Here is a 13,384-nt window from a genome sequence, read left to right on the forward strand (position 1 = left end):
GGAGATCTCTAAAACGGGATGAGGATGATAGCACACTTCTCTAAGCGCTACTCAGCTCACGAAATAGAATCCTTAATCCGCAAATGTGGATCTTGTTCACAAAAAAAAACTGAACCATCAGCGACTTAGATTAATTTCTAAATGTAAAAAATATATAACTCTATCTCATATAATATCGTGGTGATAAATATCATAATTTTTACTTAAATGTCATATTTTTGGTGTTTAATTCTGTTTTTTATTTTTGTGCTTTTACGGATATTTGTCGGGTTTAGGGTATGAACTTGGTCGTAAAATACACGCAAAACAATGTAAGTTACTGTTATTAAATGTTTTTATGTTTTTTTACGTGAGATTTTTAGAACATTTGACACGCAGGGGATTCTTTTGCAATCTAGACCCCGCAATTTAGATGGCGATGACATCAAACCCAATTAGAGGTGAGAGTCATCATCAAAAAACATAAAGGGAACCGGATAAGGATTTCCCAGTTTTAAGAAAAGGCAGTGGATTATTATGAAAAAGACTCTAGTAGCTCTTTCAGTTCTAGCAGCAGCATCAGCACAAGCTGGTATTGAACTATACAACCAAGATGGCGTAACAGTAGCTCTTGGCGGTGACGTTGAAGTTGTTTACGTTAAAGACAAAGCAAAAGGTTCTGAAGCTGAACAACAAATTCAAGACGCTGACATCAGCCTTGATGTTCGTTATGCAATCAACGACGCGCTTCAATTTGGTGGTTTCTGGCAAATCAACGATGTAGGTGTTGACAAAGACGCTGCAAACGATGGTGACGCTTACGTTGCTTTCTACTCAGACGATTACGGTTCAATCAAGTTTGGTCGTACTTGTGCAAACCTAGATGACGCTGGTATCGGTTCTGACTTCCAGTTTGGTCTAAGCACGTTCTTCGGCGGTGACGACAGCCACTTCTGTGCAGACGAAACAATCCGTTACGATCTTGACAAAGGCGCGTTTTACGGCGGCTTTGCTCTAGTACAAGACAAAAACGGTGACGAAGGTCTAAACAACGACGCTACTTACTTCGATGGTAAACTAGGCTACCGCGTTGCAGACTTCGACTTTACTGCATTCTACGGTGCTGGTGAAGTTGGCGAGGGCGCAGCTGCTCATGATGAGAAGCTATGGTCTGCTCAAGCTCGTTACAACGGTGTAGAGAACCTAGAGCTAGCTGCTGCTTACTACAACATCGATGACTCTGACGTATCAATCGATACTATCGGCCTAGCTGCAACATACACAATCGAAAAAGTTGTGTTTGCTGGTGGTTACAGCACTTCTAAGTCTGACGCTTCAGGCTCAGACAGCTTCAATGCTTGGTATGTAAACGCTGGTTACAAGCTAGCTCCAAACACTACAGCGTATGCTGAAGTTGGTGGTGACAACGGTGAAAACGACCAAGGCGAAAGCAACGAAACTGGCGTTGCTGTAGGTATCAAAGCTTACTTCTAAGCCTAAATACTAGACACTTAAGCCACCCATAGGGTGGCTTTTTTAGTTCATAAAGAGGGATTATATGAAAGCTTTATCAATTGTGATTATGATGTTGCTAACGGCGAGTGTGAATGCTGCTAGCCTAGAGCCTAAAAAAGGCACAAACTTCTTGTTTCTTAACGGTGTCGAGCTTGATGATAAGCGTGAAGTTGTCGATATTCAGTCTGGGCCTATTCAGATAATTGTAAAATATAGTAAGAAGCTAAAAGACTCTGGAGAGGACCGAGTGTTCGACTCAAATCCATTTGTTATTAGCTTCGAAGCTACAAACGATGATATTTCTGTAGTTCCTCCTAAACTGTATACGTATGAGCAAGCAAATAGAGCATTCAAGAACAGCCCAGAATGGGTGATTAGAACAGCAGATGGAAAACCAATAGAATACACTCAAGAAGCACTTGATCGTTCAGAAGGTTTTATGCCTTATTTTAATATGCCAGAACGAGTAGCAAAACATAATGAAGCGCGAGGTATCGTGTTCGGCTCTTCGGCAGCACTTGTAGCAAAAGCAGCTGTTGCAGAACAAGCAACTCCTGCAGTGCCAAATACACAGGCTAAGTCAGATAAAGTTATCAAGCCCCTAGACACCAACAACCTTGAACAACTAAAGGCTTGGTACGTTAAAGCGTCTAAGCAAGAGCGAAAAGAATTCCGACGTTGGATGATTGACCAAGAGTAGTCATTCGCTGACGTTTACCATAAGAAAGGCTTCCGTTGCGGAAGCCTTTTTGCGTATCAGCGCTTTAATACTGAAAACAATCGGGAGATGTTAACGCTGACTCAATTGCGGCAATGAGCTTCTCAATATCCGCAGGTTGGCTAATAAACGGAGGCATTATGTAGATGAGTTTACCAAATGGCCGTATCCAAACGCCTTGCTTAACAAAGTGTGCTTGAATGGCATCCATACTGACGGGGTGAGTGGTTTCAACCACACCTATAGCGCCTAGCCAGCGAACGTCTTTCACTAGAGAGTATTTCATCAGTTTAGGTAATAGCTCTGAAAAAATACTTTCGATCTGTTTGGTTTGCTTTTGCCAATTACCGCTTTCTAATATCTCCATGCTCGCCGTAGCAACAGCGCACGCTAACGGGTTGCCCATAAAGGTCGGTCCATGCATAAAACATCCTGCCTCACCACCACATACCGTATCTGCGACCTCTTTTGATGCTAGGGTCGCCGATAATGTCATGTAACCCCCTGTTAAGGCTTTACCGACGCAAAGTATGTCTGGTTGGATGTTGGCGTGTTCGCAAGCAAACATCTTCCCAGTTCTGCCAAATCCAGTCGCAATCTCGTCCAAGATCAAAAGTAATCCATATTGATCACACAGATCTCTAACTCCTTTTAAGAACTCAGGGTGATAGATTCGCATTCCTCCAGCACCTTGTACTATCGGTTCTAAAATGACAGCTGCGATGTCCTTATGATTCTCCTCGACTTTACGTGTGATATCGTCAAGGTCACTTGGTTGAAACTCCTGCCAGAAACCGGACTTTGGTGATGACGCAAAGATATGTTCAGGCAAGAAGCCTTTGTAAAGTGAGTGCATTGAATTATCGGGATCAGTGACAGACATTGCTGCAAAAGTATCACCGTGGTAACCGTCTCGTAAGGTAAGGAACTTTGCTCGCCTCTCACCCTTAGCATGCCAATACTGGAGTGCCATCTTTAAACTTACTTCGACCGCAACCGAGCCAGAATCGGCTAAAAATACGTGTTCTAAGTTATCCGGTGCAAAGTTGAGCAGTTTTTTGCAAAGCTCAATAGCTGGCTCGTGAGTGATTCCCCCAAACATAACATGTGACACCGTATCGATTTGGCGGTGCGCAGCCGCGTTGAGCTGAGGGTGATTATACCCATGTATCGCACTCCACCATGACGACATTCCGTCAACGAGTTGATTTCCGTCTTCCAATTGAATCAATACACCATTAGCAGAGACAACAGGGTAGCAGGTCAGAGGTGTTAGCGTTGATGTGTAGGGATGCCAGATATGACGGCGGTCAAAGGCGAGATCCATAGATGTGCGTCCTATTTTATTGGTTAAAAAATAACCATCTGTAAACTTTTAATTTTCTTAATTGTTGACAGTCTACCTGCCGAGGTTAGACTAGCCAAGTAACAAATCTAATAACTAAAGGAATGCACGTGGAAGTACGTCACAACTGGACTGTTGCAGAAGTTCGTGAGCTTATGGAAAAACCATTTATGGATCTGCTCTTCGAAGCGCAACTGGTTCACCGTCAATACCAGCAACACAACCATGTTCAAGTCAGCACACTGCTGTCGATCAAAACAGGAGCATGTCCAGAAGACTGTAAGTACTGTCCGCAAAGTGCGCGCTATAAAACCGATGTAGAGAAAGAGCGCCTGATGGAAGTTGAGCGTGTTTTAGACGCTGCGCAAAAAGCGAAAAGTGCGGGGTCAACACGTTTCTGTATGGGAGCGGCTTGGAAGAATCCTAAAGAGCGTGACATGCCACACCTTAAAAAGATGATTGAAGGTGTTAAAGGCATGGGGCTGGAAACCTGTATGACGCTTGGTATGCTTACGCCAGATCAGGCAAACGAGCTAGCCGATGCGGGTTTGGATTACTACAACCATAACCTCGATACGTCACCAGAGTTCTACGGCAACATTATTACCACTCGTACTTACCAAGATCGCCTTGATACTTTGTCTCATGTCCGTGATGCCGGCATGAAGATTTGTTCGGGTGGCATCATTGGCATGGGTGAAAGCGTCAATGACCGAGCGGGTCTTTTTGTAGAATTGGCAAACTTGCCGGTTCACCCAGAAAGCGTGCCGATCAACATGTTAGTAAAGGTGAAAGGCACACCACTTGAAGAGGTGGATGATGTCGAGCCTTTCGACTTTATTCGCTTGATTGCCATTGCACGTATTATGATGCCAAAGTCGGCGGTTCGCCTTTCTGCTGGCCGTGAGAACATGAATGAACAGATGCAAGCGCTCTGTTTTATGGCTGGAGCCAACTCGGTATTTTATGGCTGCAAACTGCTCACTACACCAAACCCTTCCGAAGACAAAGATATGCTGCTGTTTGATAAGTTAGGAATCAATAGTCAGCAAGTTTCTCAAAAACCAGATGAGATACAAGAAAATGACCTTTTAGACCGAGTTGTCGAGCGCGTAGCTGCAAGACCGGCTAAAGATGATTTGTTCTACGATGCCAGCGTTTAAAGCGCGTATAAAGCGCGAGTTGCAGCGTCGTCAAGAACTCGGGCTTTCTCGTCAAGTCAAAGAGGTCAATTTTGGCAACTTCCCCGTGCTTGAGCATGGGGGGGAGACATTCTTAAATTTTTCGAGTAATGATTATTTGGGCTTGGCTTGCGACGATGAACTGCGTAGGGCTTGGCAAAAAGGGCTTGAGATCTATGGCTGCGGAAGTGGTGCATCGCCACTGGTTACGGGTTTTAGCTCTGCCCATGCGGGGTTAAAGTCCGCGTTATGTGAATGGTTGGGCTTTGAGAGCGCAGTACTATTTGGTTCGGGCTTTGCGGCAAATCAGGCATTGATTTTTGGCTTATTAGAAAAGGGCGATTTATTGCTGCAAGATAAGCTCAATCATGCTTCTTTGATGGAAGCGGGTATGCTTTCCCCTACAACAATGAAACGCTTTAAGCACAATGATGTTGCATCGCTTAAGGCACTCCTGACCGACGATGCGTTTGTCATCACAGAGGGGGTCTTCAGCATGGATGGCGATCTGTCACCACTTGCAGATATCCGTGATGTGGTAAAGGAGGATTCCTTGTTGGCGGTCGATGATGCTCATGGTATCGGTGTTCTGGGTAGCGAAGGCCAAGGCAGTTGTCATATGGCTCAAATCACTCCTGACGTTTTGGTTGTCACGTTTGGTAAAGCATTTGGCCTTTCTGGCGCGGCAATTCTATGCAGTGAAGAAATGGGCGACTACCTAACTCAATTTGCTCGTCACCACGTTTACTCAACGGCGATTCCGCCTTCACAAGCGTATGCCTTAACTCACGCAGTGGCCATGCTGCAAACTCAGCATTGGCGTCGAGAAAAGCTTGCGGAATTACAAAATAGCTTCAAAGAGAACCTTAGCCGTTTTCCTGGTTATGTAGAAACAGTAACCCCCATAAAACCGGTGTTACTTGGTGACAGTCACTTTGCTGTGAAAGTATCACAAGCTTTGAAAAGTAAAGGGTTATGGACCACCGCCATCCGTCCACCAACTGTGCCCCAAGGTACTGCGAGACTGCGAATCACGTTGACGGCCAATCATGAGTTGTCACACATCGTGTCTTTGGCTAAGAACTTAGAACAACTACTTGAGAATGGAAGTATAGGGTGATTGGATGGAACAAGCGTTAGCGGTACACGGATCGTCATCCAATGATAAAACCGCCATAGCTGAGGCGTTTGGCAAAGCGGCTCAAACTTACGATGCTCACGCGGCTTTCCAGCGTGAGGTCGGCCATCGGTTACTTGATTTGATGCCCGCAGACCTGACTGGGCGAGTTGTGCTCGACCTTGGTTGTGGCACTGGGTATTTTTCGCAGGTTCTACAGCAAAGGGGCGCTCATGTTGTTTGTTGTGATTTATCGCAGCAGATGCTCGACACTGCTCGAAAACGCTGTGGCGAGCGGAATATGAGTTACCACTTGGGAGATGCAGAAAAGCTACCATTTAAGTTTGAGCAGTTTGATATGGTGTTTTCGAGCTTGGCACTGCAATGGTGTGAGGATCTCGCTGAACCACTTAGAGAGATTCGCCGCGTACTAAAACATAACGGACAGGCCTATTTCTCTACGTTGCTGGATGGCTCATTGAGCGAGCTTAAGCAGTCTTGGGCGAAAATTGACTCATATCAACACGTGAATGACTTTATCAGTACCAATCAGGTAAAAATTGCGTTAGCGCAATCCGGCTGCGTAAACCATCGACTAGACTTGCCCTCGATCACAGTTTGGTACACGACGGCTTTTTCTCTCATGCGTGATTTAAAAGGCATTGGAGCAACTCATGTTCACGGTCGCTCTCATGGCTTGACAAGCCGTACAGTGCTTCGCCAAGTCGAGCAAGCATACCAGACGTTCAGAAACCATCAGGGTCTTCTTCCTGCCACTTATCAGGTTTGTTTAGGGGTTATTCATCGATGATTGATGCATTTTTTATAGCTGGTACGGATACCGATGTTGGAAAAACAGTTGCTTCAAAAGCAATTTTAAACGCGCTTGCTGAAAATGGCTTAAATACTATTGGTTACAAACCAGTAGCAGCAGGCAGTGAACGAACAGAGCAAGGCTTTCGCAACTCTGATGCACTGTATTTGCAAAGTGCAGCGACAGTTGATGTCGCCTACGATGATGTGAACCCTTATGCGTTAGAATTACCGGCGTCTCCGCATATTGCAGCGCGCCGTGAAGGGGTCGAAATCAATTACTCAGTGTTGAGTGCAAAGTTAACTGAGCACAAAGCGAATTCGGACATTGTTTTAGTCGAGGGGGCAGGCGGTTGGCGCGTTCCGGTATCAGACAGCGACTGCCTTTCATCATGGGTACAACAAGAAAAGCTGCCTGTCGTGTTGGTCGTCGGGATTAAGCTAGGCTGTTTGAGCCACGCAATGCTTACGCTAGATGCGATCAAAGCAGATGGCTTAGAAGTAGTCGGTTGGGTTGCAAACCGTGTAAACCCAGGCACAGAACACTACGCTGAAATTATTGAAATGCTAGAGCAAAAAATTGATGCGCCAAAAATTGGTGAGATTCCTTATGTTCCTAGCGTCAAGCGTAAGGGCTTAGCAAAGTACATTAATGTCGAACCATTAATTAAACGCAATTAATACAAAAAAGGGCAGCCAAGTGGCTGCCCTTTGACTTTTAGAGGGTCGAGCTATTTCTCGTTGCTCAATCCAATCATCGCTTGCTGCATTTCATTAACATGAGTTTGAGCGCCCTGTTCGGATGAAATGCCGAGTTGCTGTTTTGCTTCTTCCTCTGAAATACCAAGGTGACAGCAAAGTAAATCAATAGCCATTTGATAGTTGCTAGTTTCAACCATGATGTTATCCCTTATTCCCATGGATTTATTATCTAAACAAAACTTAGCATGTTTCGCTAATTAGACAATAAGACCAAAGTCTAAAGTTAGATTTGAACGCTTATCTCTCGCTGGGCAGGTATAATCTGGCTGAATGTGAACTGTAGCTAAATGGCATTGACGAGAGATGGAAAACAAATGTTTCAATTTGAGACTTAACCTTGTTTTTAAAGCCGTTAGACTATATCTATATGTTAACTCTGCTGATGCCATCAATCGTGGCACTTAGGGCCAATAATAATAAGCTTCCAGTTTCGGAGAAAAGTCATGAAGCGTGTAATGTTGTTTCTCGCAACCAACTTAGCCGTTGTACTCGTGCTAAGTGTTGTACTAAATATTGTTTATGCTGTAACGGGGATGCAGCCTGGTAGCCTTTCTGGCCTACTTCTTATGGCTGCAGTGTTTGGTTTCGGCGGTTCTTTTATCTCTTTGATGATGTCAAAGAGTATGGCTCTGCGCTCAGTTGGCGGTATGGTCATTGAAAGTCCTCGCAATGAGACCGAGCATTGGCTACTAGAGACGGTTCGCCGCCAATCAGAGCAAGTGGGCATTGGTATGCCTACGGTCGCGATCTATGACTCGGCTGATATCAACGCTTTTGCAACAGGCGCAAAGCGAGATGACTCTTTGGTTGCAGTGTCAACGGGCTTGCTACACAACATGAGCCGAGATGAGGCGGAAGCGGTGCTAGCACATGAGGTTAGCCACATCGCAAATGGTGATATGGTCACTATGACGTTGATGCAAGGTGTAGTGAACACCTTCGTAATTTTCTTATCTCGTTTCATTGCTAACATTGTTTCTTCTAACAGTGACGAGGAAGAAGGCGGCAGCAACATGATGGTTTACTTCGGTGTTTCCATTGTACTGGAACTTGTATTTGGCTTCTTGGCAAGCTTCATCACTATGTGGTACAGCCGTCATCGTGAGTTCCACGCAGATGCGGGAGCGGCCCGATTAGTCGGTAAACACAAGATGATCGCGGCGCTAGAGCGTTTGAAAGTGAGTCACGAATCTCAGCTTGAAGGCTCAATGATGGCGTTTGGTATTAACGGTAAACGTTCAATGACTGAATTGCTGATGAGTCATCCTCCACTCGATAAACGTATCGCAGCACTCAGAAATTCTTAACAGGTCTACAATGTATTGAAAAGGCTTGGCTTTATGCCAAGCCTTTTTTGATCCAAATTTTTGAGTATTACGTAACAAATTAAGCAAGTGTATGCATTTTAATTTGTACAACGTTCTCTAATGTTCTAAGCTGAATTTGTTGTACAAAAATATCACTTGTATAACAAATTGAGAGGTAACGATGAACGTAGAGTCTGTTGGCAACATTTATCAGTGTCTAAATAAAGCGAATTTGCACCTGCTAGAAGGTGTCTATCATCAGGACGTTGTTTTTGAGGATGCAGCCCATCGATTGGAAGGCTGGGATGCGTTGCAAAAATACTTTGTCTCATTATACGAGAACGTAAAGCGCTGCGATTTCGACATTGAGGAACACCAACAGGTCGGGGATGCTGGCTTTCTGACATGGACGATGACGCTCGAACACCCGAAGTTGCAGCGGGGAAGTAAGGTCGAGGTGAAAGGAGTAAGTCACCTCAAGTTCGCTGACGGTAGAGTCGTCTACCACCGGGACTACTTTGATCTCGGTGAGATGCTTTATGAAAACCTGCCACTTCTTGGTTCTGTCATCAAGACCATCAAGCAGAGGTTAGGGCAATGAACCGAGTATTGATTACAGGCGCAACATCGGGCATCGGCCAGCGTTTGGCTCAAGATTATGCCGATGATGGTTGGGAGGTGGTTGCTTGCGGCAGAAACATAGCCAAGCTTTCCGAGTTGGAAGTGTACTCTGACAGGATTCATTCTGTTGCCTTTGACGTAACAGATTTTGAAAACACTCGCGACGCTCTCGCTACTTTACCCTTTACTCCCACCCTTTGGATTATGAACGCTGGAGACTGTGAATACATTGACGATGGGCACGTTGACGCCTCTCTGGTGAAGCGAGTATTCGATATCAACGTTGTGGGATTAGCGAACGTGATCGAAGCGTGTCAGCATCACTTTGAATCTGGCCATCGTGTTGCAGTTGTTGGTTCCATCGCGAGTGAGTTGGCACTCCCTCGAGCTGAAGCCTATGGCGCGTCTAAAGCCGCGGTAAGTTATTTTGCTCGCGCTTTACAAGTCGATTTAAAAAGCAAATCAATTGACGTTTCTGTTATCTATCCGGGGTTTGTTGAAACTCCACTCACCGACAAAAACACATTTCCTATGCCCATGCTTGTAAGTGTCGAATACGCCTCGAAAGCGATACGACTCGGGCTGGCTAAGGGCAAATCACATATTTACTTTCCAAGTAGATTTACTTCAATTTTAAGGTTACTTGGGTTACTGCCATACAGTTGGCAAAACAAACTGACATCAAAGCTCATTTCTGGTTAAGGAGTCCAAAGTGAAAATTGCGATTATTGGTACAGGTATTTCAGGGCTTACTTGTAGTTACCATCTACATAAAGAGCATGATGTTACCGTGTTTGAGGCCAACGACTACATTGGCGGTCATACTGCGACGATCGATGTCCAACTCGAAAATAAGACCTACGCCGTCGATACTGGTTTTATTGTTTACAACGACCGAACATACCCAAATTTTATTCAAATGATGAATGAAATCGGTGTAAAAGGTTTGCCGACGCAAATGAGCTTTAGTGTTCGCAATGATGCCACTGGACTCGAGTACAACGGCCACACTGTGACAACACTTTTTGCGCAAAAGCGAAACTGGTTCAACCCAAAATTCTACTCATTTATCTTTGAAATCCTTAAGTTTAACAAAGCAGTAAAACAGGTTGTGGAACTTAATCAAGGCCAGCAACAGACGCTGGGTGAGTTCTTAAACACTCAAGGCTTTAGTGACTATTTTTGCGATAACTACATTCTACCGATGGGGGCGGCGATATGGTCGTCAACGTTAGCCGATATGCGCGCCTTTCCTCTCGACTTCTTTGCGCGTTTCTTCCTAAATCATGGTTTGCTTGATGTTACCAATCGACCGCAATGGTATGTCATTGAAGGGGGCTCTAGAGCCTATGTCGAGCCGCTGATTTCCGGTTTTAAAGATCGTATTCGCCTGTCGACGCCTGTCGAGTCAGTAACAAGAGATTCATCTGGTGTTGTGATTAAAGCAAATGGAAGCGTGGAGCGTTTCGATCACGTTATTTTTGCTTGTCACAGTGACCAAGCAATGGCTCTGTTGCAAGATGCCAGTTCAACGGAAACCGATATATTGACAGGATTGGAATATCAAGAGAACGAAGTGATTCTTCACCACGATGAAGAACTGCTCCCCAAATTGAGAGCAGCATGGGCTTCTTGGAACTATCGATTGAGTGGCGGTCAAGATGAGCAAGAGAGAAGGCCAACACTCACTTACAACATGAACATACTCCAACATATTGAATCACCAAAAACCTTCTGCGTGTCGCTGAACAGTTCAGAGCAAATTTCTCCAGATAAGATACTGCGTACCTTCCACTACGATCATCCGGTGTTTAATCAAAAGTCTCTGGCTTCCCAGAAGCGCCGTAATGAAATCAATGGTATCAATCAAACCTGGTTCTGCGGGGCATACTGGTATAACGGGTTCCATGAAGATGGTGTTCGAAGCGCGTTGGATGTGGTGAAAGGTCTACAATCTCAAACTGCTGCGGTGCCTCAAAAAGGGGCCGCTTAATGAAGACAGATACACGGTCCACAAGTGCATTGCTCGTCGGCAGCGTCAGGCACCGTCGATTTTCGCCAATCAAACACCAGCTCAGTTATCCACTATTCATGCCTTGCTTAGATCTTGATGGCTTGGCAGAGCTAGAAAAGGATGTGTGGTGTTTTGGTCAGCGCTGGTGGCACTGGGCACGGTTTAAGCGCGAGGACTACCTAGGGTCAGGTTGCCTAAAAACGGCTGTCCAAGACAAAGTGTACGAGCTTACTGGAGATCGGGTCGATGGTAAGGTCGAGGCCGTGGTTCACCTAAGATATCTAGGTATTTACTTCAGCCCGGTAAACTTTTACTACCTTTATAACAAACAGGGGCAGTGGTGTTACCTGCTGGCTGAAGTGAGTAACACTCCTTGGAACGAGAGACACTATTATGCAGTTCCAGCATCGAGCACGCAGGGTTTTGAACAAGATAAGGCTTTCCATGTCTCACCTTTCAATCCCATCGAACAAAAGTATCAATGGCGAGTAAAACCTTTAGACAGCCGACTGTTTGTACATTTGGAATGTCACCGAGAAAACAAAGAGTTTGACGCGACGTTGACGATGAAAAAGCATCCGTTGTCGTCTAAATTTTTACTTAAGCAACTGATCGTGACACCGATTATGGCAGTAAAAGTAGTTATTGGAATTTACTGGCATGCGCTAAAGCTATGGTTAAAAGGGGCGCCGTTCTATTCACACCCCAAATATCAGTCTGGCGATGACAAACAGGATAAGAGAAAAGAAGTCGAGGAGAATCGAACATGATCAACTCTCAAGCAATACCTTTTAATGGGACACTGACGACTGGGCAAAAAACGGCAAGGTCTATCGCGTTTACTTGTTTATACAAAATATCTAAGGGCTGCCTCACCATTGTCGAGTCATTTGATGGCGCTGAGAGCAACCAAAGAACAATGTTTGGTCGTCCGAAAAGTGGTGAGCCAAGCGCGCTTATTGAAGTAAAAAATCCTGCATTTTATTCGCGTTTGTTAACGGGTGGTAGTATTGCGGCCGGTGAAGCCTACATGGAAGCTTGGTGGGACAGCCCTGACTTGACCGCGCTTATGGAGCTGATGGCACTGAATATGTCAACGCTGGATTCAATCGAAAACCGCACCAGTTTTATCTCCAAGCTCTCTTACAAGGTAGGGCACTGGCTCAACCGTAATACGGTTGCCAACTCTCAGAAAAACATACACGCGCATTACGATTTAAGTAATGACCTTTACGACACCTTCCTCGATGAAAACATGTTGTATTCATCGGCGATTTTCTCATCTCCCAACGATACGCTGGAGCAAGCGCAAATCAATAAGATGGAGCGCTTGTGTCAGCAACTAAAGTTGCAATCTTCCGATCGCGTCGTTGAGATCGGTACGGGGTGGGGTGCAATGGCTATTTATATGGCAGAGAAGTATGGCTGTCATGTTACAACAACGACCATCTCTGAACAGCAATTTGACTATGCGCAAGCCCAAGTTAAAGCTCGAGGATTAGAAGACAAAATAACGTTACTAAAAGAAGATTATCGCAACTTAACGGGTGAGTTCGATAAACTCGTGTCGATTGAAATGATCGAAGCGGTCGGCAAAGAGTACCTCAATTCATACATCCAGAAATGCCAGTCTTTACTTAAACCTAAAGGTTTGATGGCGATACAAGCAATTACCATTGCTGACCAACGTTACGATTACTACAGCAATAACGTCGACTTTATCCAAAAATATATTTTCCCAGGGGGATTCCTACCTTCAATTACGGCGCTAACACAAGCCGCGACCAAGCAGAGTGACCTTGTGTTGCGAGATTTGTTCGATATCGGTGAGGACTACGCCCATACATTGCGCCAGTGGTATCTCCGCTTCAATGCTGCGGAGGCGCGGGTTAGAGAGCTTGGCTTTGATGATACTTTCATTCGAATGTGGAACTATTATTTCTGTTATTGTGAGGGTGGCTTTAAAGCGAAAAGTATCAGCACCGTACATATGACATTTGAAAGACCCTAAT

Annotated in this window: 14 protein-coding genes; 12 read left to right on the plus strand and 2 right to left on the minus strand. The window is 45.0% G+C overall.

What is annotated here, in order from left to right:
* Positions 1 to 516 precede the first annotated feature (516 nt).
* Together ACUALS_RS05580 and ACUALS_RS05585 are read left to right on the plus strand one after the other, a co-directional pair.
* On the plus strand, positions 517 to 1,473 hold the full coding sequence (locus ACUALS_RS05580; RefSeq protein WP_005470355.1) for a porin: 957 nt from the start codon (positions 517 to 519) through the stop codon (positions 1,471 to 1,473).
* 64 nt (positions 1,474 to 1,537) lie between these two features.
* Complete coding sequence (locus ACUALS_RS05585) at positions 1,538 to 2,194, plus strand: YccT family protein (protein ID WP_454449040.1); 657 nt, start codon at positions 1,538 to 1,540, stop codon at positions 2,192 to 2,194.
* A gap of 64 nt (positions 2,195 to 2,258) precedes the next feature.
* Here ACUALS_RS05585 and bioA read toward each other — a convergent pair whose 3' ends face one another.
* On the minus strand, positions 2,259 to 3,539 hold the full coding sequence (bioA, locus tag ACUALS_RS05590) for an adenosylmethionine--8-amino-7-oxononanoate transaminase (protein WP_454449041.1): 1,281 nt from the start codon (positions 3,537 to 3,539) through the stop codon (positions 2,259 to 2,261).
* A 128-nt stretch (positions 3,540 to 3,667) separates the two neighbouring features.
* On the opposite strand from bioA, the gene bioB reads away from it, so the two are divergent.
* Genes bioB through bioD form a run of 4 tightly spaced genes read left to right on the plus strand, consistent with a single transcriptional unit; the run spans position 3,668 to position 7,349 of the window.
* Positions 3,668 to 4,720: a biotin synthase BioB gene (bioB, locus tag ACUALS_RS05595; protein WP_038138701.1), complete on the plus strand. Its 1,053-nt coding sequence runs from the start codon at positions 3,668 to 3,670 to the stop codon at positions 4,718 to 4,720.
* A complete protein-coding gene (locus ACUALS_RS05600) occupies positions 4,692 to 5,858 on the plus strand; it encodes an 8-amino-7-oxononanoate synthase (protein WP_454449042.1) in 1,167 nt (388 codons plus the stop codon). Before bioB ends, ACUALS_RS05600 begins: the two co-directional genes overlap by 29 nt.
* A gap of 4 nt (positions 5,859 to 5,862) precedes the next feature.
* Positions 5,863 to 6,666 carry a malonyl-ACP O-methyltransferase BioC gene (gene bioC, locus ACUALS_RS05605; RefSeq protein WP_454449043.1) on the plus strand — a complete coding sequence of 268 codons (804 nt, stop codon included), beginning with the start codon at positions 5,863 to 5,865 and terminating at the stop codon, positions 6,664 to 6,666.
* Positions 6,663 to 7,349 (plus strand): dethiobiotin synthase, encoded by a 687-nt coding sequence (bioD, locus tag ACUALS_RS05610; RefSeq protein WP_005470440.1) that lies wholly within the window; start codon positions 6,663 to 6,665, stop codon positions 7,347 to 7,349. Before bioC ends, bioD begins: the two co-directional genes overlap by 4 nt.
* Before the next feature lie 50 nt (positions 7,350 to 7,399).
* Here the strand turns inward: bioD and ACUALS_RS05615 are convergent, their stop codons facing one another.
* Positions 7,400 to 7,567: a hypothetical protein gene (locus ACUALS_RS05615; RefSeq protein ID WP_005470396.1), complete on the minus strand. Its 168-nt coding sequence runs from the start codon at positions 7,565 to 7,567 to the stop codon at positions 7,400 to 7,402.
* A 306-nt stretch (positions 7,568 to 7,873) separates the two neighbouring features.
* On the opposite strand from ACUALS_RS05615, the gene htpX reads away from it, so the two are divergent.
* The 6 genes from htpX (at position 7,874) to ACUALS_RS05645 (ending at position 13,383) form a co-directional block, all read left to right on the plus strand.
* On the plus strand, positions 7,874 to 8,737 hold the full coding sequence (gene htpX / locus ACUALS_RS05620) for a protease HtpX (protein WP_005470593.1): 864 nt from the start codon (positions 7,874 to 7,876) through the stop codon (positions 8,735 to 8,737).
* 181 nt (positions 8,738 to 8,918) lie between these two features.
* A complete protein-coding gene (locus ACUALS_RS05625; protein ID WP_038138692.1) occupies positions 8,919 to 9,338 on the plus strand; it encodes a nuclear transport factor 2 family protein in 420 nt (139 codons plus the stop codon).
* A complete protein-coding gene (locus ACUALS_RS05630) occupies positions 9,335 to 10,060 on the plus strand; it encodes an SDR family oxidoreductase (protein ID WP_454449044.1) in 726 nt (241 codons plus the stop codon). Before ACUALS_RS05625 ends, ACUALS_RS05630 begins: the two co-directional genes overlap by 4 nt.
* A 10-nt stretch (positions 10,061 to 10,070) precedes the next feature.
* Positions 10,071 to 11,351, plus strand: a complete 1,281-nt coding sequence (locus ACUALS_RS05635; protein ID WP_454449045.1) for an NAD(P)/FAD-dependent oxidoreductase — start codon at positions 10,071 to 10,073, stop codon at positions 11,349 to 11,351.
* The gene (locus ACUALS_RS05640; protein WP_005470503.1) at positions 11,351 to 12,142 is read left to right on the plus strand and encodes a DUF1365 domain-containing protein; all 792 of its coding nucleotides are present in this window, start codon (positions 11,351 to 11,353) and stop codon (positions 12,140 to 12,142) included. Before ACUALS_RS05635 ends, ACUALS_RS05640 begins: the two co-directional genes overlap by 1 nt.
* A complete protein-coding gene (locus ACUALS_RS05645) occupies positions 12,139 to 13,383 on the plus strand; it encodes a class I SAM-dependent methyltransferase (RefSeq protein ID WP_454449046.1) in 1,245 nt (414 codons plus the stop codon). Before ACUALS_RS05640 ends, ACUALS_RS05645 begins: the two co-directional genes overlap by 4 nt.
* The last annotated feature ends 1 nt before the right edge of the window (position 13,384 follow it).

This window comes from Vibrio sp. NH-7, from assembly GCF_053643215.1.